This is a genomic window from Virgisporangium ochraceum, from assembly GCF_016863655.1.
Classification (GTDB): Bacteria; Actinomycetota; Actinomycetes; order Mycobacteriales; family Micromonosporaceae; genus Virgisporangium; species Virgisporangium ochraceum.
Window position 1 is genome coordinate 221201 of record NZ_BOPH01000022.1, and the last position, 20179, is coordinate 241379.

A 20179-nucleotide genomic window follows, 5' to 3' on the forward strand; every position below is an offset into this window, starting at 1 on the left:
TCGGCGTGCCGGTGGTCACCCTCCTGCCGGCGAACGCCGCACGGGCGGCACCCGGCCAGAGCGACAACCTGTCGCGGTCCGCCACCGCGACGGCCTCCTACACCTCCCCCTGGGAGGCGGTCGCCGCCGTCAACGACGGCATCGACCCGGGCATGTCGAACGACACCGTCAACCGGCGCTGGGGCACCTTGCCCAACACCGGCGAGCAGTGGGTGCTCCTCACCTGGCCGTCGGCGCAGACCCTGCGCTCGGCCGACGTGTACTTCTTCGACGACAACGGCGGCGTGCGGCTGCCGGCGTCGTGGCGGCTGCAGTACTGGACCGGGTCGGCGTACGCCGACGTGGCCGGTGCCACCGGCTTCCCGACGGCCGTCAACCGGTACAACGCGGTGAACTTCACCCAGGTGAGCACGACGCGGCTGCGCATGGTGATGCAGAGCGGTTCTACCCCAGGTGCAGCCTCGGTGGGCCTGCTCGAGCTGCGCTCGTACTCGTCGGCGATCGGCACCGACCCCGGCAACCCGGGTAACCCCGGCGCCTGGAACCCGCCGGCGAACCTGGTGCAGCCGCTGAACGAGGTCTGGAGCCACCAGGAGCAGACCTACAACAACGGCAACCTGTACGGGTTCCGCAACTACGGCTGGGACCAGGTGTTCGCCAACGGCGGCTACATCAACTACTGCGTGCGCTGGGACTCTAGCGCGCCGGTGAGCGCCGCCCAACGCGACGCCGTCCACGCGGCGCTCAAGCGCCAGTTCAAGAAGTGGATGGATGTGATGGTCGGCCACGACAACTGGCCGTACACCGAGGTTCCCGTCACCATCGTCGGCTGGGCCGTCCGCGACCGCAACACTCTCCAATGGACGGACAACTCGGTCGACATCTACGTGAACAACATCCGGGAGAACGCGCCGCAGTGCGCGGAGCCCTGCGGCCGCTTCTTCAACCAGAACGGCCAGTACCCCAACTGTCCGGGTGGGCCGTCACGCCACTACGACATGTCGTTGTGGCTGACGTCCGGCTTCGGTGGCGGTGCCGGCGGTGACTGGGGCCAGCGCGTGGGCGGCGAGTACTTCGTGACCAACGTCAACGCGTCGAACATGCACATCTTCCTGCACGAGGTGGGGCACACGTTCGGGCTCGACGACTTCTACGACTGGACCCCGACGGGCCAGTGCTTCCTCATGAAGGCGGGCAGCGCGTCGCAGATCACCGAGTTCGACACGTGGATGTTCCGCGACTGGTGGCGGCACCTGAAGAGCCGCTACGGCAGGTAGCTCAGAACGGGCCCCCGGCGCCGTTTCCGTACACGGGAACGGACTGCCGGGGGTCCTTGCCGAAGTTCGCCTCGTCGTAGAGGACCCAGTCGGTGACGTCGATCTGGTAGACGCGGTGGTGCGTCTCGCCGCGCTCCATGCGCCCGGGATCGATCGCGTTCGCCGTCGCCGGCCAGCGACCCGCGTAGACGCCGATCTGCTCGTCGATGCCCGTCGTGGGAAGCTCGGCCGCGTTCCCGGTGAACTGCACGCCGCGGGCGGCCGTGCTTCCCGGGTCGTCGAGCTGGATCGCGAGCACGGCACCGGCGACCCGCGGGTCCCGACGCAGGTTCTCACAGTGCGCCCGCGACGGCCGCGAGATGAAGAAGAGCCGGTCGGGCTCGAAGCTCGATGCGAACCAGAGGTTGCACACCACGGGTGCGCCGTCGGGACCGAGCGTGGCCAGTTGCAGTGCCTTGCCGGCCCGTACCTCGCCCAGCAGCAGCGCCCGTGCGTCGACCATCGAAGCTCCCCTCGTTGGAGCCGCAACCTTAACGCACCGACAGTGCGCCGCGACAGCCTGTCACTCCGTCATCCAGGTCATACGACAGCGGCGGCCGCGACGGCGCGGGACGGCTCCCACGCGGCCGCCAGGCGCGTCACCATCTCCGTGAGTGTCGCCGGATCGGCGACGAACGGCATGCGCAGATGCGAGCGTCCGCCGCCGGCCGGGTCGAACGCCGAACCGGGTAGCACCGCCACGCCGAGCCGCAGCGCGGCCTGCGCGTAGACGGAGGCGTCGGTGCCGGGCAGTTCCACCCACAGGGTCTGTCCACCGAGCGCCGGCGCGAAGCGCCAGTCGGGCAGGTGCGTGCGCAGCGCGGCGACCAGGTGGTCGTGCCGCTCGCGCAGCAGCCGCACCCGGTGCAGCCGCAGCGCGTCGAGGTCGGCGACCAGGTGGGCGGCGGCCAGTTGCGACAACGTGTTGCCGCCGAGGTCGGTCATGGCCCGCAGCCGGGCCAATGTGCCGACGGTCCCGGCGCCGGCGCGGACCCAGCCGACCCGCAGGCCGCCCCAGACCAGCTTGCTCAGCGACCCGACGGTCAGCACGTCGGGCGCGTGCGCGGCGACCGGCACCGGCCGCTCGTCGAAGCCGAGGTCGACGAGCACCTCGTCGTCGACCAGCGGCACCCGCAGATCGGCGGCGACGCGGGCCAGCCGCTGCCGCGCGAGACCCGGAAGCAGCGCGCCGGTCGGGTTGTGGAAGCTCGGCGTGAGGTACGCGAGGGCCGGCCGGTACCGGCGCAGCGCCGCGACGAACGCGTCGACGTCGAGGGCGTCGCCGGTGACGGGGACCGTGCGCAGCACCGCGCCGGCGTCGCGGAACAGCTCGATCGCGCCGGGGTACGTCGGGGTCTCGGTGACCACGGTGTCGCCGGGCGCCACGAGCAGCCGGGTCAGCAACGCGAGCGCCTGCTGGGCGCCGGTGGTCACGAGGATCTGGTCGGGGGTGGTGGGAACGCCGCGGGCGGTGTACCGGTCGGCGAGCGCCGCGCGCAGCGAGGGCACGCCGGCGGGGTGGATGCCCAGGCCACCGGACAGCTCGGTCAGGGCCCTCGTGTGCGCGGCGACGAACGCCGGCGGCAGGTCGTCGGGGGCCGCGCAGGTGAGGTGCAGCACCCCGTCGTCGGGGTGGTCGAGCAGGTGCGCGAACAGCGGGTTGCGTCCCGCGTCGGAGGTTGCCGCGACCGGTTCCGCGCGCACGCGGGTCCCGCTGCCCTGGACGCGCTCCAGACGGCCCTCCTGCCGCAGGACCTCGTACGCCGCGACCACCGTGCTCCGACCGACGGCGAGCGCCGCCGCGAGCCGCCGGTCGGGTGGCAGCAGGCAGCCGTGCGGCAGCTCGCCGGCCTCGATCAGCTGCCGGAGCCGGGCCGCGAGCAGCAGGTACAGCGGGCCGCGGCCGGCCGACCAGCGACCGGTGAGCGCCAGCAGACGGTCCATTCGAATTGGATCCATTGGCAAACCAATAAACCCCCATTGGGTCTGTCGGTCAACTCCCGGCTGGCACAGGATCGGAGGGTGACCAGATTCCCGCCGGCTCCGATGAGCGACCTCACCGACGTCCCGTTGCGGTTCGACCTCGGCGAGAGCACCGGTCCGCCGTTGGCCCTCGGCGACCTGATGACCGCGCCGGTGCCCGAGCGGCTCGCCGCCCTCGACGGCGGGTACCGGCCGTCGACCGGCGACCCCGACCTCCGCGCGGCGGTCGCGGCCGAGGTCGGCGTCGACCCGGAACAGGTGCTCGTCACGGCCGGCGGCGCGTCGGCGATGTTCCTCACCGCGCTCGCCCTGCCCGCCGGATCCGACGCCGTCGTGGCCACGCCGGTGTTCCCGCCCGCGCGCACGGTTCCGGCCGCGGTGGGGCTGCGGGTCGTCGACGTCGGTCTGTCCTTTGTGGACGGGTACCGCCTCGACCTGACCGCGATGGCCGACGCCCTGCGCCCTTCCACGCGCCTGGTGTCGCTGGCCTCGCCGCAGAACCCGTCGGGGGTCCGCTTCACCGAGACCGAGGTGCGCGACCTGCTCGCGCTCGTCGACGAGCGCGCGCCCGACGCGGTGCTGCTGCTCGACGAGACCTACCGGCAGACGGTGTTCGGCGACGCGAAGATCCCGGCGTCGATGGCGGGGCTGCACCCGCGGGTGGTGACGACGTCGTCGCTGTCGAAGTCGCACGGCGCGGCCGGGCTGCGCGTCGGCTGGTTCACCAGCACCGACCCGGAACTGTTCGAGGCGGTGCGGCGGGCCAAGTTCAACACGGTGGTGTGCGGCTCGACCATCGACGAACTGCTCGCCGTGGAGGTGCTGCGCCGGCAGGAGGAGTTCCTCGCGCCCCGCCGCGAGTTCCTCACCACCGCGCTGGACACGTTGACCCGCTGGGCCGCCGACCACCCCGTCGACCTCCTGCGCCCGGACGGTGGGGCGTTGGCGTCGATGCGGTTGCGCGTCGCTGATCCGGACCGGTTCCACGCGGCGCTCGCGCAACGGGAGACCCGGGTGGGGCGCGGGTCCTGGTTCGGCGAAAGCGAGGACGTGGTGCGGATCGGGTTCGGACACCTGCCCCTCGCCGAGTTCGCCGAGGGGCTGAACCGGGTGGCCGACGCGCTACGGGTCGCCGGCGGGTAGGCGGCCGGAACCGAGCAGTGAACCGAGCTCGGCGCGCGACCGGATGCCGAGCTTGCGGTAGATGCGGGCGAGGTGCGCCTCCACGGTCTTCGGGCTGATCGTCAGCTCCCCGGCCACCGCCCGGTTGGTGCGGCCGGCCGCCGCCAGCCGGGCGATCCGCAGCTCGGTCGGCGTGAGGCCGTCGCCGCCGGCGCGGCGCAGCCCGAGCCGGGACCGTTCGGCCTCCACCCGCGCCGACCAGGCCCTGGCGCCGAGCCGCTCGAAGATCTCCGCCGCCTCGGCCAGCGCCTCGCCGGCGGCGCCGGGGCGGCGGGCCCGGCGCAGCAGCCGCCCGCGCGTCAGGAGCATGCGCGCGCGGTCGAACGTCCGCGCGCCCGGCGGTGGGACGGCCCGCTCGACGGCTCCGGCGAGGTCGCCCCGCGCGGCGGCCAGCTCCGCCGCGGCCCGTCGCCAGGCCGCCTCCAGCCAGGGACGCGGGATGCGGTCGAGCCGCACCCGGACCTCGCCCAGCAACCGCTCCGCCTCGTCGAGCCGACCGGCGAGCACCAGCGCCTCCATCCGCTCGGCCGTGGCGTCGAGCCTCCCGATCGGCTCCACGATGCCGATCGCGGCCAGGTGCCGCGCCGCCATCGCGGTGACGTCGAGCACGCAGCCGGTGTCGCCGGCCGACGCCGCCGCGAACCCGGCCACCGCCAGGTACGCCACGGCCAGCATCGGTTCGCCGGCGGTGGTCAGCTCCTCCGCCCGCTTCCGCGCCGCGGTGCCGGCCGCGACGACGTCGCCCTCGTGGGCGTCGATGAACAGCCGGTGCCGCACGCTCGGGTCGGCGGCGGCGTCGCCGAGCTGGCGGGCCGAGCGCACCGCGGCGTCGGCCCGTTCCCGCGCCGCGGCCCAGTCGTCGGCCCAGAGGGCGACCTCGGCGAGCTTCAGGAGCAGGTCCGGTTCGCTGAACAGCTCGCCGCGGGACCGGTCGCGTTCGAGGTTCGTACGGAAGCGCTGCTCCGCCTCGGCCCACCGGTCCAGGGCCAGGAACCAGATGCCGGGCACGCTGCTGTGGTCGGGGTCGCCGTCGGGGCTCTCGAGGGCGACCGCGCGGTCGAGGAGGTCGGTGCGCGGCTCGCCGCCGAGCAGGACCTCGTTGTAGAACAGGGCACACAGCGCACCGGCGAGGGGGTCCGTCGCGCCGGCGTCCTCCAGCGCGCGCACCGACTCACCGGCGTACCGGGCGGCGCTCACGAGGTCGTCGTCGGAGAACATCGCGAGCCGGAACAGGATCCGCCCGCGCAGCTGCGGGTCGTCGGCCGCGGCGTCCACGGCGTCACGCAGATGGGCGGTGCCGTCGGGCCGGCCGGTGAACCAGGACGCCGTTCCCCGCACGTACCCGGCCCGGGCGCGTAGCGCATCGGGTGGCAGGGTCGGCAGCACCCGGTCGAGCACCTCGCAGGCGGCGTCGGGATCGCCGGCGTCGAGCAGGTACTCGCCGAGCGCGACCGTCCACTCCGGACACGGCCGCGTGCCGCGGTCGACAGCCATCGACATCAGCTCGGCGGCGACGTCGGACGCGCCGCGCAGCCGCGCGTCCCGGGCCGCCTCGGCGAGCTGGGCGGCCACCCGGTCGTCCGGGCCGAGCGTCCCCAACGCCAGGTGCCGGGCCCGGGCCTCCGGTTCGGGTTCCACCTCGGCGAGCCGGCGGTGGGCCGCGCGCCGGTCGGGCGCGGTCGCGGTCTGGTGGAGCATCGACGCGGTGAGCGGGTGGTCGAAGCCGAACCGGCCGTCGGCGTGGACGGTGAGGATCCCGGCCGCCTCGGCCCGCTCCACCGCGGCGTCGGCGCCGGGGACCGCGCGGCGCAGGCGGTCCAGCCGCGGGACGGCGAGGGCGGCGGCGAGGAGCAGCACGTCGCGGTCGGCCGCCGGTACGGCGTCGAGGCCCGCGGCGATCAGCGCGGTGAGCGACTCCTCCCCGTGCGGCGCGCGGGCCAGATGCAGGGCGTAGAACGGGTTTCCGCGACTGACCGCGTGGACGCGCCGCACCACCGCCCGCGGCAGCCGGCGCCCCAACCGCCGCCGCAGGACCTCGTGCAGGTCGCCCTCGGCGAGGCCGGTGACCCGCAGCCGTTGGCACGCACCGGATGGCAGGTGCCGGTCGAGCTGCCACGGCATTCCGTCGGGCTCCGGTTCGAGGTGCGGATCGGGGTGCGGGGGCGTGGTTTCGGCGGCTGTGCCGGTCACCGCGCCGGGTGTGCGGCGCGCGAGCAGCAACCGGACGCGATCACCCGGCACCCGGCGGACGACGGCCGCCAGCACGGCCGACGTCGCGGTGTCGAGCCACGGCACGTCGTCTACGACCAGCAGGACCGGGGTGCGGCCGGCGGTCAGCACGCCGATCGTCGCCAGCATGACGGCGTGCGGGTCGAGAGCGGCGGCCGGGTCCGCGCGGCGCAGCGCCACCGCGAGCGCGTGCCGTTGCGGCGGCGGCAGGCGCGCGGTGTCGGTGTCGGTGTCGGGACCGAGCAGGTCGGCCAGCCCCGCGTAGGCGAAGCGGGCCTCGTTCTCGGTCGGCCGGCTGACCCGCACGCGCCAGCCGCGCGCGGCCGCCGGTCCCATCGCGGCGTTCACGAGGGCCGACTTGCCGACGCCGGCCTCGCCCTCGACGAGCAGGACGCGGGCCGCGCCATCGAGGAAACCGGCCACAGCGGCCAGTTCGACGTCGCGACCGACGAGCTCCTGCATAGGGAATCACCTGATGTCGGGTGGTCGGGGGTGCGCATACGGTAGCCCGGCGCCGCGGCCTCCAGCGGTGCGGCGCGGGACGAGCGGGCAGGATCGCGCGTCGGATATCTGTCATCCTCGCTGCGAGCGCGCCGCTGTTCGTGCCGCTCAGACCTCGTAGGGCTGCACCACGATGAAATGGTCGCCGAGCGCCATGAACTGCAGGGCGATGCCCTCGGCGGGGCCACCCGCGTACATCTCCCGCGAGATGCGCAGCTGCGTGCTGGCGGTCACCCGCATGCCGGCGGTCCAGGCGACGAGCGCGTTCATGTCGGCGTAGGTCGGTCCGCGCACCGGCAGGGTCACCGGCGTCCCCCGGGTCATCACGACGACGGTCCCCTGGCCACCGACCTCCAGGTGGAACATGCCGCCGCCGGGGATGGCCGGGCTCTCGATCCGCTTGATCTCGGTGTCGAGGCCCGCGTCGAAGGCGAGGACGTTGCTGGCGTTGAGGCACAGGCGCTGCCCGGTGAGGTGCAGGAGGTGGACGTCGGCCGCGTTCTCGGCGAGGTAGACGTCACCCTGGCCCCTGCAGGTCATGAGGCGCAGCTGCTGGCCGGTCATCGCGCCCTCGAACAGCGCTCTCAAGCCGCCGGAACCCTTGTACTCGAACTTCACGTCGCCCTGGTAGGCGACCATCGACCCGCGCCGGGCGTGGCAGTCGGGGCCGAGCGTGACCCGCACGAGGTAGGGGTTCTGCCTGACCCAGCGCTGGCCGGGCTTGTCGACCTGCTGGAAGGCGGAGAGTGCGGCGAGGGCACCGGGCGGGGTACCGGCCACGGGAGCGCGCTGCCGGGCGCCGGGTCCCGGCGGCGGTGCCGATGGCGGCGCGGCGGGCGGCGGCGCGGCCGGCGGCGGGTGCGGTGCTGGCCGACCCGGAGGTGCCGCGGGCGGTTCGGGTGCCGCCGGCGCTGGTGAGTCCTCGTCCGCCTCCTGGTCGACGGTGCCGCCGAAGGAGCGGATCAGGTCGGCGAGCCCGCCCGCGAAGCCCTGCCCCACCGCCCCGAAGCGCCAGCCGTCCTTGCGGTACAGGTCTGCGACGATCACCGCGCGTTCGGCACCGAACTCGCCACCGGCGAACGCGTACCGGACGACCTCCTCGCCGTCGACCACCAGACGGACGTGCCCCGCCCGGATGCCCGCCGCCGTCCCCGCGGAACCGGTCGCGGCGCAGAACGACAACCGGGCGATCGACGTCGGGACCTTGTCGAGCAGGACGCGGAACGAATCGGTGTCGCCCGGCCGCGGGCCGAGCTTGCGCAGCGCGCCCTCGGGCGACTCCGGCTGGTTGAAGAACACGAAGTACCGGTCGTCGGAGAGGCGACCCCCGGCGTCGAGACCGAAGCACGAGATGTCCCACTCCACGCCCGCCCCGTCGAGATGGACCCCGACGTAGAGGTCGGTGGCCGCGGTCAGCGCCGACAGCCTGCTCTTCTGCCCCTTGACGAAACGCTGCGACACCCGGACCTCCCCCGCGATCGTCCCCTCGGTCTCCGACCAGGGTAGGAGGCGCCCGCCGCACCGGGCGGCGGGCGCCTCACGGGGTCACCGGCTCTACTGCTGTACCGGCGCTACCGCTGCACGGCGCTACTGCTGCGAGGTGTCGCCCTCACCCGTGCGCTGCTGGGCGAAGTCGACGCCCTTGTCGATGTGCTCGTCGTACTTGCCACCGGTGCGCTTGTCGGCTTCCTCGCCGGCCCGGTCCAGGCCCTTGTCCACCTGCTCGTCGTGCTGGTCGGCGAAGTCCTTGGCGCGGTCCATGAAGTTACCCACGGTGCGCTCCTCTCGTGATCGGTGCTCCGGTTCGAGATACCCGGTTGTCACGGCGCTACTCCTGTGAGAGCAGTGCTCCCATCCCGGACGGGTGATCCGCCGGTGTTGCGTGTTAGGTTTGCCTTACCTGCAGGCGCCGGCGGTACCGCTCCGGCGGCCTGTCATGATCGGACTGGGTTGGCCCGGTACACACCGGGGAACACACGTCGAAACGGCACCGCGTCGAAAGGTCATCGGATGACTGAGGCTCCAACGCGCCGCCGGCCGCGGGCGACCACCGGCTTCGTGCGGACCGTCGAGCGGGTGACCCCGCACATGGTCCGGATCGTCTTCGGAGGGCCGGAGCTCGACGGGCTGGCCGCCGGGGAGTTCAGCGACGAGTACATCAAGATCCTGTTCGCGCCGCCCGGGGCGACCTACCCCGAGCCGTTCGACCTGGGCACCATCCGCGAGACGATGCCCCGCGACCGGTGGCCGACCACGCGCACGTACACCGTGCGCCGGTGGGATCCGGCGAACGCCGAGCTCACCATCGACGTCGTCACCCACGGCGACGAGGGGCTGGCCGGCCCGTGGGCGATGCGCGCGCAGCCGGGTGAGGTGGTGCGGTTCATGGGACCGGGCGGCGCCTACCGCCCCGACCCCGCCGCCGACTGGCACCTCCTGGTCGGCGACGAGAGCGCCCTGCCGGCGATCGCCGCGTCGCTGGAACGACTGGCGCCCGGAGCGAGAGCACATGCCTTCGTCGAGATCAGTGATCCGGCGGAAGAGCAGAAGCTCGACTCCCCCGGCGACGTCGACCTGCGCTGGCTGCACCGCGGCGACGCCCGGCCCGGGTCGCTCCTGGTGCCCGCCGTCACCGGGTTCGAGTTCCCGGCCGGCACCCCGCACGTCTTCCTGCACGGGGAAGCCACGTTCGTGCGCGACCTGCGCCGTCTGCTGTACATCGAGCGCGGCATCCCGCGTGCCGGCCAGTCGATCTCCGGCTACTGGCGCGTCGGCCACGACGAGGACCGCTGGCAGGCCACCAAGCGCGAGTGGAACGAGAGCATCGAGCGCGAACAGGACACGTCCGCCGGCTGATCACCCGGGCCGGGGCCACACCGGGCAACACCGCGCGGGCGGTCAGCGCACGGCGTGACGCCACGGGGCGACGCCGAGGCGGCCCGTGGTGCCCAGGTCGATCGGACCGTCGGGACGGACCACCTGGGGCGGCTGCCCCGGAGCGGGCACGACCTCGAGGTACGTGCCGCTGACCGGGTCGGTCGTCAGGTCGGTCACCTTGTTCCGCCACACCAGACCGGCCACCAGCCGCTCGCCGGGGGCGGCGGTCACGGGCGTGGGCGGCGCGTCGAAGGAGTCGAGGGTCGCGATGCCGGACGATCCGCGGCCCACCGTCACCGGGAGCGGTCGCCGGTCGTCGCCGAGTAGGCGCACGTCGGGGTGGCCGTTCATCGTGAACGGTGCCGTGCCGCAGTTGACCAGTTCGATCCCCATTGCCCGCAGGCCCATCGCGGCGTCGACGGCTCCCGTCCGCACGAGCATTCCGGACGGTGGGCACGCCCCGGGCGCGCTCCCGCTGGGCGCGCCCGCGCTTCCAGTCAAGCCCGTAGACGGGACCGGCGACGGGACCGGCGAACCGGTCGCGGCCCCGGCCGCACGGGGCTCCGGCTCGCCGGCGAGCTCGCGGCGGGCGTCGTCGACCAGGGCGCAGCCGGCCAGGGTCGCCACGAGGGCGGCGCCCGCTAGGAGCCTGGCGAGGGACCGGATCACCGGGTGATTCTCGCGGATCGGTGTGCGAATCCTGTGACGGACGTGTGCGGATGCGATCCCGGCTACGCCGGCAGCTGGATCGCCTTGACCTCCAGGTACTCGTCCAGTCCGAAACGGCCCATCTCCCGCCCGATGCCCGACTGGCCGTACCCACCGAACGGGGCCAGCGGGTTGAACCTCGCGCCGTTGACGTCCACCTGGCCGGTGCGCATCCGCCGCGCGACCGCCAGCGCCCCCTCGTCGTCGGCCGCCCACACGCCACCGGCCAGGCCGTACGGGGTGCCGTTGGCGATCTCGACCGCCTCGTCGACGTCGCCGTACGGGATGACCACGAGCACCGGTCCGAAGATCTCCTCCTGGGCCAGCGCCGACGACGGGTCGACCCCGGCGTAGACGGTCGGGCGGCAGTAGAAGCCGCGGTCGCGGCCGGTCGGCCGGCCCGGCCCACCCGTGACGGGGGCGGCGTCCGCCGCGGACAGGTAGCCCTGCACGCGGTCCCATTGCGCTTTCGACGCGAGCGGACCGAGCCGCTCGACCATCGCCGAGGCGAACTCGCCCGCGAGCGTGGCGGCGTCGTCGTGCTGGTCGCGGTGGACGAGCAGCCGCGTCCACGCGGTGCAGGTCTGGCCCGAGTTGAGGAACGCGTTGCTGACGGTGGCCTTCACCGCCTTCTTCAGGTCGGCGTCGGGTAGGACGAGGCTCGCCGACTTGCCGCCGAGCTCCAGCGCGACCCGCTTCACCGTGTCGGCCGCCGCGCGCGACACCAGCCGGCCGGCGGCCGTCGACCCGGTGAACGACACCATGTCGACGCCGGGATGCGCGGCCAGCGCCGCGCCCACGACCGGACCCGTACCGACGACGACGTTGAACACGCCCGGCGGCAGGCCCGCCTCGTCGAACACGTCGGCCAGCAGCAGCGCGGCGGACGGCGCCATCTCACCGGGCTTGAGCACGACGGTGCACCCGGCGAGCAGCGCCGGCACCACCTTCGCCACCACCTGGTGCAGCGGGTAGTTCCACGGCGTGATCGCCGCGACCACCCCGATCGGCTCGCGCACGACCAGCGAGTGGGCGACGGTCTCGTCGGGAACGGCGGCCAGCGACAGGAAACCGTCGAGCACCGCGAGCGGCGTGCCCACCTGAACCAGGTCGGCGATCTTCGGCGGGCAGCCCATGTCGCGGGTGATGTGGCCGGCGAACTCGGCCCGCCGCCGCTCGATCGCCTCGCGCACGCGGCGGAGCACCGCGTGGCGGTCCGCGTCACGCCAGGCGGCGGTGGAGAAGGCCGCGCGGGCGGCGGCGACCGCCGCGTCGACCTCCGCCGTGCCGGCGAGGCGCACCTCGGCGAACGGCTCCTCTGTGGACGGATCCACCAGCGTCAGGGTGTCCGATGTGGACACCGGCTGCCACCGGCCGTCGATGAACGCGCTGTCGTATCTCACGAACCCAGCTCCAGAACGGTTCGCACGCCGGTTCCGGCGCGCAGGTCGACGATCGCTTCGTTGATCTCGTGCAGGGGACGGCGTGCGGTGACCATGCCGGCGAGGTCGAGCCGGCCGGCGCGCCACAGGTCGAGGATGCGCGGAAAGTCCCGGTGCGCGTTGGCCGACCCGAGATAGCACCCGATGAGCTTCTTCTCGTAGAACGCGTGCACCAGCGCCCTGACCGTCACGGTGTCCGATGTGGACGGTATGCCGACCATGACCGTGGTGCCGCCGTTGCGGGTCGCCTTCATCAGGCTCTCCACGACGTCGCCGCGGCCGACGGCGTCGAACGCGAAGTCGGCGCCGCGCCCGTCGGTGAGCGAGCGCGCCAGCTTGTCCACCGGGTCGGTCGACGGGTCGACGGCGTGCGTCGCGCCGAGGGTCAACGCGCGCTCGCGCCGCGACGCGTTGAGATCCGCCGCGACGACCGTGGTCGCGCCGGCCACGACGGCCGCCTGGATGATCGACAGCCCGACCGCGCCGAGCCCACTGACCACAATGGACGATCCGGCCGGCACCCGTGCGGTGTTGAACACCGCGCCGAACCCCGTCTGCACGGCGCAGCCGACGACCGCGGCGATCTCGGTGGGAACATCGTCCGGGACCCGCACCGCGGCCTCCGCCGGCACCACCGTCGACTGCGCGAACGCCGACAGCACCAGCCCGCGCCGCACCGGCTCGCCCTTCCACGTCAGCCGCGTCGACCCGTCCGGGTAGGCACCGCCGACCATCCCGGCGAAGCGCTGGCACAGCGTCCGCTCGTCGCGGGCGCACCAGTAGCAGCGGCCGCACGACGGCGCCATCGTGAGCACCACCCGGTCGCCGGGCGACAGGTCGGTGACGCCCGGACCGACGGCGCCGACCACCCCGGCCGCCTCGTGCCCCAGGATCACCGGCAGCCCGGTGCGCAGCGAGCCGTCCAGGTAGTGCAGATCGGAGTGGCAGACCCCGACGTGCGCGAGGTCGACGCGCACCTCACCGGCGCGCGGCTCGTCCAGGTCCACGTCGTCGACGGTCAGTTCGGCGCCGACCGCGGTCATGATGGCGGCTTTCATGAGGCGGCCCCCGAGGCGTAGGCACGCTCCGCCGACAGTGCACCTGGGAAGTCGCCGGCCCTACCCAGCAGCGCCGGTAGCGTCATGTCGAGCTCCTTGCCGATGAGCGCCGCCGCACCGACCAGCTTCCCGAGGTCCAGTCCGAAGTGGACGCCCGAGCGCCGCAACGCGTACGCGAGGTCCTCGGTCGCGATGTTGCCCGTGGCCGCCGGCGCGAACGGGCAGCCGCCGATGCCACCCGCGCTGCTGTCGAGCGCCGCCGCGCCCAGGGACACCGCCGTCAACGCGTTGGCGTACCCGGTGTTGCGGGTGTTGTGGAAATGGAAACGCAGGGGCAGATCGGTCACCGCGCGCACCGCGTCCACGAGCGCCGCGACGTCCGCGGGGACGCCGACCCCGATCGTGTCGGCCAGCGCGATCTCGTCGGCGCCCGCCTCGGCGCACCGACGCGCGAGCGACGCGACCGTCGCGACCGGCACCTCGCCCTCGAACGGGCACCCGAAGCTGGCGCCGATCGTGGCGGTGACGCGCAACCCGCCGTCACGGGCGCGCCGGCTGATCGTCCCGAACGAGTCGACCGCCTCGGCGATCGACATGCCCTGGTTGCGTTGGCAGAACGTCTCCGACGCGACGACCACGACGTTGGCCTCGTCGACCCCGGCGGCCAGTGCGCGGTCCAGACCACGCTCGTTGACCACCAGCCCGATGTAGCTGACCCCGCGGTCGCGCGGGACACCCGCCATGACCTGCTCCGCGTCGGCCATCTGGGGCACCCGCTTCGGGTGCACGAAGCTGGTCGCCTCCACGCGGCGCACTCCGGCGTCGACCAGCGCCTCGATGTATGCAATCTTCGCCGCTGTGGAGACCAGGGTGGACTCGTTCTGCAGCCCGTCGCGCGGGCCGACCTCGACGATCTCCACGGCGGACGGGGGCGTGCCAGATGCCATGGTCCTGTCTAACACCTGCAGAGAGATGTATGCAATCTCCAAGAAATGCAGGCCAGAACCCTTGTGAAGTGCCGGGAGGATCGACTACATGTATGCAATCACTGATCGGAGGGGTCAATGACGGCAGCCAGCGACCGCGCGGTGAACCAGCTGCGCGAGCGGATCCTCGGCGGGGAGTACGTCCCCGGCGAGCGGCTGGCCGAGGTCGAGCTCGCCGAGAAGCTGGGGGTCAGCCGCACCCCCGTCCGGGAGGCGCTGCGTCGGCTCGCGGCCGAAGGGCTCGTCGACATCACCGCCAACAAGGGCGCCCGGGTCGTCGAGTACCCGCGGACGGACCTGGAACGCATCTTCGAGATCCGGGCCCGGGTCGAGGGGCTGTCGGCCCGGATCGCCGCCGAGACGGCCACCGAGGCCGACATCGACCGGCTCGAACACATCGCGACCGTGCTGAAGGACCACTCGGAGGCCGGCCGGTTGGAGGAGGTGTACCGCCTCAACGGCGAGTACCACGCCACCCTCAACGGGCTGGCCGGCAGCACGGTCGTCACCGCCACCGTCAACCAGCTCATCCACAGCTCGGTGCTGGTACGCACCCTGCACGCGTTCGACGACGCGGCCCGCCGCCGCAGCGTCGCCCACCATCTCGAGATCGTCGCGGCGCTGCGGGCGCGCGACGGCGAGTGGGCCGAGGCGGTGATGTGCGCGCACCTGCTGTCCGCGCGCGCGTCGCTGCTCGGGCCCCGCCGCCCGAGGGGCGCCGCGTACGAAAACCATGAGGAGACCGCATGACCCGAGCCTTGCCGCTACAGGATGTCCGTGTCATCGAGCTCGGCCAACTCCTGGCCGGCCCGTTCTGCGGCCAGGTGCTCGGTGACTTCGGCGCCGAGGTCATCAAGCTCGAGGACCCGAAGGCCGGCGACCCGATGCGCCAGTGGGGGCGCGAGAAGCCGTACGGCAAGTCGCTGTGGTGGCCGGTCGTGGCCCGCAACAAGAAGTCGGTGACGTGCAACCTGCGCACCGAGGAGGGCCAGAACCTGGTGCGGGAGCTGGTGAAGCGCTCCGACGTGCTGCTGGAGAACTTCCGCCCGGGCACGCTGGAGCGCTGGAACCTCGCGCCGGAGCAGCTGTGGGAGCTCAACCCGCGCCTGATCGTCACGCGGGTCACCGGGTTCGGCCAGACCGGTCCGTACTCCGAGCGGGCCGGGTTCGGCTCGATCGGCGAGGCGATGGGCGGCATCCGCTACGTCACCGGCTCGGCCGACGAGCCGCCGTCGCGCGCGGGCATCTCGCTCGGCGACTCGCTCGCCGCCCTGCACGCGACCATCGGGACGCTCGTCGCGCTGCACGAGAGAACGTCGAGTGGACGCGGGCAGGTGGTCGACGCAGCGATCTACGAGTCCGTGCTGGCGATGATGGAGTCGCTGCTGCCGGAGTGGCAGGTGGCCGGGTACCAGCGCGAGCGCACCGGACCGGTGCTGCCGAACGTCGCGCCCAGCAACGTGTACCCGACGCGCGAGGGCGACAGCGTGCTCATCGCGGCCAACCAGGACAGCGTGTTCGGCCGGCTGGCGAACGTGATGGGCCGCCCCGAACTGGTCACCGACGGGCGCTTCGCCACGCACAGCGCCCGTGGCGAGTACATGGAGGTCCTCGACGGCCTCATCGCCGAGTGGACGGCCGGCTTCGAGGCCGACGAGCTGCTCGAGGCCCTGCACCGCGGCGGCGTGCCGGCCGGCCGCATCTACAAGGCGAAGGACATGTTCGCCGACCCGCACTTCGCCGCCCGCGAGGCGATCGTGAAGCTCGCCGACCCCGGGTTCGGCGAGATCTCCATGCAGAACGTGTTCCCCAAGCTGTCGGCCACCCCCGGTGCGGTGCGGTCGACCGGGCCGGACCTCGGCTCCAGCAACGACGACATCTACCGCGGCCTGCTCGGCCTGGGCGACGACGACGTTCGTCGGCTCAGCGACGCCGGCGTCATCTAGAGAGGAGACGCGATGCGCTACCGGTTGGGCGTGGACGTCGGCGGAACCTTCACCGACATCCTTCTCATCGACTCGGACAGCGGTACGTCCTACCGCGCCAAGACCCCGTCGACCCCGCAGGACCAGTCGGTCGGTGTGCTCACCGGCATCGAGAAGGTCTGCGCGGCCGCCGACACCTCGCTCGCCGAGGTCGGCCAGGTGCTGCACGGCACCACGGTGGCGACCAACGCGATCCTGGAGGGCAAGGGCGCCAAGGTCGGCCTGGTGACCACCGCCGGGTTCCGGCAGGTGCTGCAGATCGCCCGGTCGTTCGTGCCGGGCGGCCTCGCCGGCTGGATCATCTGGCCGAAGCCGGAACCGCTCGCGGCGCTGGAGCACACCGTCGAGGCGGTCGAGCGCATCGGCGCCGACGGCGAGGTCGTCACCGCGCTCGACGAGGACGACATCCGCGCGAAGCTCAAGCGGCTGCGGGCCGACGGTGTGCAGGCGATCGCGATCTCGCTGATCAACTCCTATGTGGACGGTCGGCACGAGGCCCGGATCGCCGCGATCGCGGCCGAGGAGCTGCCCGGCGTGCCGGTGTCGGTGTCGTCGCGGGTGCTGCCGGAGCTGCGCGAGTACGAGCGGACCATCACCACGGTCGCCAACGGCTACGTGCAGCCGCAGGTGGCCAGCTACATCGAGAACCTCACCAGCAAGCTCGACACGAAGCTCTACATCCTGCGCAGCGACGGCGGCCTGTCCAGCGCCACCGCCGCCGCCGAGAACCCGGTGTCGATGCTGCTGTCCGGCCCGGCCGGCGGCGTCAGCGGCGCCGTGTGGGCGGCCACCCAGGCCGGGTACAGCGACCTGCTCACGTTCGACATGGGCGGCACGTCCACCGACGTGGCGCTGGTGCAGAACGGCATCCCGCGGGTCGGCCGCGAGACCCGGGTCGGCGACCTGACGGTGCGGTCGGCCTCGGTCGACGTGCGCACGGTCGGCGCCGGCGGCGGCTCGATCGCCCACGTGCCGGCGCTGACGAAGGCGCTGCGGGTCGGCCCGCAGTCGGCAGGCGCCGACCCCGGACCGGCGGCGTACGGGCGCGGCGGCACCGAGCCGACCGTCACCGACGCCAACGTGGTGCTCGGGTACCTGCCGACCGAACTGGCCGGTGGCGAGATCTCGCTGGACCGCGACGCTGCCCGGGCCGCGGTCCAGCAGGTCGCCGACGCGATGGGGCTGCCCAGCGTCGAGGCGGCGGCGGCCGGCATCGTCGACATCGTCAACGAGAACATGTTCGGCGCGCTGCGCCTGGTGTCGGTGCAGCAGGGCTACGACCCGCGCGAGTTCGCGCTGGTGGCGTTCGGCGGCGCAGGTCCCCTGCACGCCAACGCGCTGGGCAAGCTGACGGGCGCGTGGCCGGTCATCATCCCGCCGTCGCCCGGTGTGCTGTGCGCCTACGGCGACGCGACCACGAGCCTGCGCGACGAGGCCGCCCGCACCTACATCCGGCGCTTCTCCGAGCTCACCGACGACGAGCTGAAGGGCATCTTCACCGACCTCGCCGAGACTGCGGCGTCGACGGTGGAGGCCGAGGGCGTGGCGCGCGCCGACCACACGGTGACGTACCAGGTCGACATCCGGTACCACGGCCAGGGCTTCGAGATCACAGTGCCGGCCAGCATCGACGACTTCGACGGCCGGGGCGCCGGCCTCAAGGCCCTCGGCGCCGCGTTCGACGCCGAGCACGAGCGGCTGTTCTCGTTCCTGCTGAGCAACGAGCACGAACTGGTCGCCATCCGGGCCACGGTGTCCGGGCCGCGCCCGCACGTGCAGGCGACCACGCTCGAGGACGGCGGCACCGACCCGTCGGCGGCCGTGCGCCTCACGACGAATGTCCACATCGGAGGGTCGTCGACCGAGGCGACCGTCTACGACCGCGCGAAGCTGCTCGCCGGCAACGTCGTCCCCGGTCCGGCGATCGTGACCGAGATGGACTCCACCACGCTCGTGCTGCCCGGTCACGCCGCGACCGTGCATCCCAGTGGCAGCCTGCTGATCCGTCCCATTGAGGAGAAGTGAGATGGCCGAGATCATTCAGACCGCGAGCGGCGAGGTCGCCAAGGTCGACGTCGACCCGGTGACGCTCGACATCATCGAGAACGCGCTGCGCAACGCCCGGTACGAGATGGACGAGGTGCTGTTCCGCACCGCCCTGTCCCCCGGCATCCGCGAGCAGCACGACGAGTTCCCGCTCATCGGCGACGCGCAGGGGCGCATGGTCGTCGGCCAGTTCGGCCTGTCGATCCCCGCGCTGCTCGACCGGTACGAGGGCACGATCAACGACGGCGACGTGCTCCTCACGAGCGACCCGTACTCGTGCGACGGCGCGATCAGCCATGCCAACGACTGGCTCGTGGTGATGCCGATCTACGTCGAGGGCCGGGTCGTCGGCTGGGCCTCGATGTTCGGGCACATGTCCGACGTCGGCGGCAAGACGGTGTGCTCGATGCCGACCGACGCGCACACCATCTTCGAGGAGGGCGTAATCATCCCGCCCTTCAAGCTCTACGACCAGGGCCGGCTCAACGAGGACGCGCTGCGCATCGTCCTCAACCAGGTGCGCCAGCCCGACTGGAACCGGGCCGATCTCAACGGCATCGTCGCGGCCTGCCGCACGGCGTCGCGCCGCATCCAGGAACTGTGCGCGCGCTTCGGCGTCGACACCTACCTGTCCGCGCTCGACGCCCTGCTGCAACGCAACTACGACGCGATGAAGACGTTGCTGGCCATGGTGTTCGCCGACGGCGAGACGATCAGCTTCACCGACTACATCTGCGACGACGGCGTGGGCTACGGCCCGTACGAGCTCAAGCTGTCGCTGACCCGCACCGGCGACAAGGTGCTGCTCGACTTCACCGGAAGCTCCGCCCAGTCGCCCGGTCCGATCAACTACTACCTCAACGAGAACCTGGCCCGGATGTTCTTCGGGATCTACATGATCACCGTGGCCGACCCGCAGATCCTGTGGAACGACGGGTTCTACCCGCTGGTCGACGTCCACATCCCGGAGAAGTCGTTCTGGAAGCCGGAGTTCCCGGCCGCCCTGAACGCCCGCAACCACGGCGTCGGGCGCATCTTCGACCTCTTCGGCGGGCTGCTCGGCCAGAAGAACCCCGACCTGTTGAACGCGGCCGGGTTCTCGTCGTCGCCGCACTTCATGTACTCCGGTCACTACGCCGACGGCGAGCGCAAGGGCGAGTGGTTCCAGCTGTACTCGATCGGGTTCGGCGGCATCCCCGGCCGGCCGATCGGCGACGGACCCGACGGGCACTCGCTGTGGCCGTCGTTCGTCAACATCCCGTGCGAGTACCTGGAGTCGTACTACCCGCTGCGCATCGAGAAGTGGGAGACGGTCCCCGACACCGGTGGCGCGGGCCTGCACCGCGGCGGCAACGGCGTCGACGTCGCGTACCGGTTCCTGCAGCCGGGCACGATCGCCATCCACGACGACCGCTGGCTCACCTACCCGTGGGGCGTCAACGGCGGCGATCCGGGCGCCCGCGGCCGCAAGTGGATCGACCGGGCCGACGGCACCCGCGAGATCCTGCCCAGCAAGGTGCACGACGTGGCCGTGGCCAAGGGCGACGTGCTGCACTTCGTCACCTGGGGCGGCGGCGGCTGGGGCGACCCGCTCAAGCGCGACCCCGACCTCGTGGCGCTGGAGGTGAGGCGCGGCCTCATCTCCGCGGAGGGCGCGGACCGCTACGGAGTCGTTCTCGCGTCCGATGGAAACGTGGACGCGGCCGCGACCGACGCGAAACGCGCTTCCATGACGACCGGTGAGAAGCCCGCAGTCTTCAACATGGGCCCGCCGCTGGAAGAGATCCTGGCCAACTGCGAGGCCGAGACCGGCCTTCCCGCACCGAAGCCCCCGGTACCGGCATGACCGACCACAGCCTCATCACC

General features: G+C 72.7%; 16 protein-coding genes. 7 read left to right on the forward strand and 9 right to left on the reverse strand.

Annotated elements, in window-relative coordinates; translation table 11 throughout:
• Positions 1-5 precede the first annotated feature (5 nt).
• Positions 6-1277 (forward strand): hypothetical protein, encoded by a 1272-nt coding sequence (locus Voc01_RS52970; protein WP_239160082.1) that lies wholly within the window; start codon positions 6-8, stop codon positions 1275-1277.
• A 1-nt stretch (position 1278) separates the two neighbouring features.
• Here the strand turns inward: Voc01_RS52970 and Voc01_RS10070 are convergent, their stop codons facing one another.
• Together Voc01_RS10070 and Voc01_RS10075 are read right to left on the reverse strand one after the other, a co-directional pair.
• The gene (locus tag Voc01_RS10070) at positions 1279-1779 is read right to left on the reverse strand and encodes a pyridoxamine 5'-phosphate oxidase family protein (protein WP_203927043.1); all 501 of its coding nucleotides are present in this window, start codon (positions 1777-1779) and stop codon (positions 1279-1281) included.
• Between the two features lie 77 nt (positions 1780-1856).
• Positions 1857-3260, reverse strand: coding sequence for an aminotransferase-like domain-containing protein (locus tag Voc01_RS10075; protein ID WP_239160083.1), 1404 nt, complete (start codon positions 3258-3260; stop codon positions 1857-1859).
• A 78-nt stretch (positions 3261-3338) separates the two neighbouring features.
• Here Voc01_RS10075 and Voc01_RS10080 point away from each other — a divergent pair, with 78 nt between their 5' ends.
• The gene (locus Voc01_RS10080; protein ID WP_239160084.1) at positions 3339-4442 is read left to right on the forward strand and encodes a pyridoxal phosphate-dependent aminotransferase; all 1104 of its coding nucleotides are present in this window, start codon (positions 3339-3341) and stop codon (positions 4440-4442) included.
• On the opposite strand, the gene Voc01_RS10085 is transcribed toward Voc01_RS10080, so the two are convergent.
• From Voc01_RS10085 to Voc01_RS10095, 3 genes are all read right to left on the reverse strand, one after another.
• Complete coding sequence (locus Voc01_RS10085) at positions 4422-7172, reverse strand: AAA family ATPase (RefSeq protein ID WP_203927045.1); 2751 nt, start codon at positions 7170-7172, stop codon at positions 4422-4424. The genes Voc01_RS10080 and Voc01_RS10085 overlap by 21 nt on opposite strands.
• Positions 7173-7319: 147 nt before the next feature.
• Positions 7320-8672, reverse strand: coding sequence for a TerD family protein (locus tag Voc01_RS10090; protein ID WP_203927046.1), 1353 nt, complete (start codon positions 8670-8672; stop codon positions 7320-7322).
• A 126-nt stretch (positions 8673-8798) separates the two neighbouring features.
• A complete protein-coding gene (locus tag Voc01_RS10095; protein WP_203927047.1) occupies positions 8799-8984 on the reverse strand; it encodes an antitoxin in 186 nt (61 codons plus the stop codon).
• A 237-nt stretch (positions 8985-9221) separates the two neighbouring features.
• Between Voc01_RS10095 and Voc01_RS10100 the strand changes: the two genes are divergently transcribed.
• The gene (locus tag Voc01_RS10100) at positions 9222-10067 is read left to right on the forward strand and encodes a siderophore-interacting protein (protein ID WP_203927048.1); all 846 of its coding nucleotides are present in this window, start codon (positions 9222-9224) and stop codon (positions 10065-10067) included.
• A 42-nt stretch (positions 10068-10109) separates the two neighbouring features.
• On the opposite strand, the gene Voc01_RS10105 is transcribed toward Voc01_RS10100, so the two are convergent.
• The 4 genes from Voc01_RS10105 to Voc01_RS10120 all read right to left on the reverse strand — a co-directional run bounded on the left by Voc01_RS10105 (position 10110) and on the right by Voc01_RS10120 (position 14243).
• Complete coding sequence (locus tag Voc01_RS10105; protein WP_203927049.1) at positions 10110-10757, reverse strand: DUF4232 domain-containing protein; 648 nt, start codon at positions 10755-10757, stop codon at positions 10110-10112.
• 62 nt (positions 10758-10819) lie between these two features.
• A complete protein-coding gene (locus tag Voc01_RS10110; RefSeq protein WP_203927050.1) occupies positions 10820-12199 on the reverse strand; it encodes an aldehyde dehydrogenase family protein in 1380 nt (459 codons plus the stop codon).
• Entirely contained in the window at positions 12196-13296 is a 1101-nt protein-coding gene (locus tag Voc01_RS10115; RefSeq protein WP_203927051.1) for a Zn-dependent alcohol dehydrogenase, read from the reverse strand. The genes Voc01_RS10110 and Voc01_RS10115 overlap by 4 nt, the downstream gene beginning before the upstream one ends.
• Positions 13293-14243 (reverse strand): hydroxymethylglutaryl-CoA lyase, encoded by a 951-nt coding sequence (locus Voc01_RS10120; protein WP_239160085.1) that lies wholly within the window; start codon positions 14241-14243, stop codon positions 13293-13295. Before Voc01_RS10120 ends, Voc01_RS10115 begins: the two co-directional genes overlap by 4 nt.
• Before the next feature lie 117 nt (positions 14244-14360).
• On the opposite strand from Voc01_RS10120, the gene Voc01_RS10125 reads away from it, so the two are divergent.
• Genes Voc01_RS10125 through Voc01_RS10140 form a run of 4 tightly spaced genes read left to right on the forward strand, consistent with a single transcriptional unit; the run spans position 14361 to position 20159 of the window.
• Positions 14361-15032, forward strand: coding sequence for a GntR family transcriptional regulator (locus tag Voc01_RS10125; protein WP_203927052.1), 672 nt, complete (start codon positions 14361-14363; stop codon positions 15030-15032).
• Positions 15029-16228 carry a CaiB/BaiF CoA transferase family protein gene (locus Voc01_RS10130; protein WP_203927053.1) on the forward strand — a complete coding sequence of 400 codons (1200 nt, stop codon included), beginning with the start codon at positions 15029-15031 and terminating at the stop codon, positions 16226-16228. Before Voc01_RS10125 ends, Voc01_RS10130 begins: the two co-directional genes overlap by 4 nt.
• A gap of 12 nt (positions 16229-16240) precedes the next feature.
• Complete coding sequence (locus Voc01_RS10135) at positions 16241-18292, forward strand: hydantoinase/oxoprolinase family protein (RefSeq protein WP_203927054.1); 2052 nt, start codon at positions 16241-16243, stop codon at positions 18290-18292.
• 1 nt (position 18293) lies between these two features.
• Entirely contained in the window at positions 18294-20159 is a 1866-nt protein-coding gene (locus tag Voc01_RS10140) for a hydantoinase B/oxoprolinase family protein (RefSeq protein ID WP_203927055.1), read from the forward strand.
• Positions 20160-20179 lie beyond the last annotated feature (20 nt).

Bases quoted from the DNA above. Each gene is read 5' to 3' on its own strand.
- Voc01_RS10070 (WP_203927043.1), bottom strand. From the start codon at position 1,779: ATGGTCGACGCACGGGCGCTGCTGCTGGGCGAGGTACGGGCCGGCAAG.
- Voc01_RS10075 (WP_239160083.1), bottom strand. From the start codon at position 3,260: ATGGACCGTCTGCTGGCGCTCACCGGTCGCTGGTCGGCCGGCCGCGGC.
- Voc01_RS10085 (WP_203927045.1), bottom strand. From the start codon at position 7,172: ATGCAGGAGCTCGTCGGTCGCGACGTCGAACTGGCCGCTGTGGCCGGT.
- Voc01_RS10100 (WP_203927048.1), top strand. From the start codon at position 9,222: ATGACTGAGGCTCCAACGCGCCGCCGGCCGCGGGCGACCACCGGCTTC.
- Voc01_RS10115 (WP_203927051.1), bottom strand. From the start codon at position 13,296: ATGAAAGCCGCCATCATGACCGCGGTCGGCGCCGAACTGACCGTCGAC.
- Voc01_RS10120 (WP_239160085.1), bottom strand. From the start codon at position 14,243: ATGGCATCTGGCACGCCCCCGTCCGCCGTGGAGATCGTCGAGGTCGGC.
- Voc01_RS10125 (WP_203927052.1), top strand. From the start codon at position 14,361: ATGACGGCAGCCAGCGACCGCGCGGTGAACCAGCTGCGCGAGCGGATC.
- Voc01_RS10130 (WP_203927053.1), top strand. From the start codon at position 15,029: ATGACCCGAGCCTTGCCGCTACAGGATGTCCGTGTCATCGAGCTCGGC.
- Voc01_RS10135 (WP_203927054.1), top strand. From the start codon at position 16,241: ATGCGCTACCGGTTGGGCGTGGACGTCGGCGGAACCTTCACCGACATC.
- Voc01_RS10140 (WP_203927055.1), top strand. From the start codon at position 18,294: ATGGCCGAGATCATTCAGACCGCGAGCGGCGAGGTCGCCAAGGTCGAC.